The sequence below is a fragment of the Adlercreutzia sp. DFI.6.23 genome (genome assembly GCF_024462535.1).
Lineage (GTDB): Bacteria > Actinomycetota > Coriobacteriia > Coriobacteriales > Eggerthellaceae > Adlercreutzia > Adlercreutzia rubneri.
Genome location: NZ_JANGBP010000353.1, coordinates 1 through 317 on the forward strand (window position 1 = coordinate 1; position 317 = coordinate 317).

General features: G+C 68.5%; 1 pseudogene. It reads left to right on the plus strand.

The window, feature by feature from the left end:
- Window positions 1-317, plus strand: a pseudogene (locus NE591_RS13695) (excinuclease ABC subunit UvrA); the annotation flags it as partial.

A 317-nucleotide genomic window follows, 5' to 3' on the forward strand; every position in this document is an offset into this window, starting at 1 on the left:
GCCGCGGTGAAGCGCCGCTATACCGAGGCCCAGTCCGACGCCCAGCGCGAGAAGCTGTCGGCCTATTTCGCCACGGTGCCCTGCGAGACCTGCGGCGGCAAGCGCCTGAAGCCGCAGGTCCTCGCGGTCACGGTGAACGACAAGTCCATCCACGACGTCACGGAGATGTCGGCGGCCGAGTCGCTGGCGTTCTTCGAGGGGCTGCACTTCACGGGCCAGGCGGCGGTTATCGCCCTGCCCATCGTGAATGAGATCCGCGAGCGGCTGCGCTTCCTCGTGGACGTGGGCCTGGACAACCACACCCTGGAGCGGGCCAC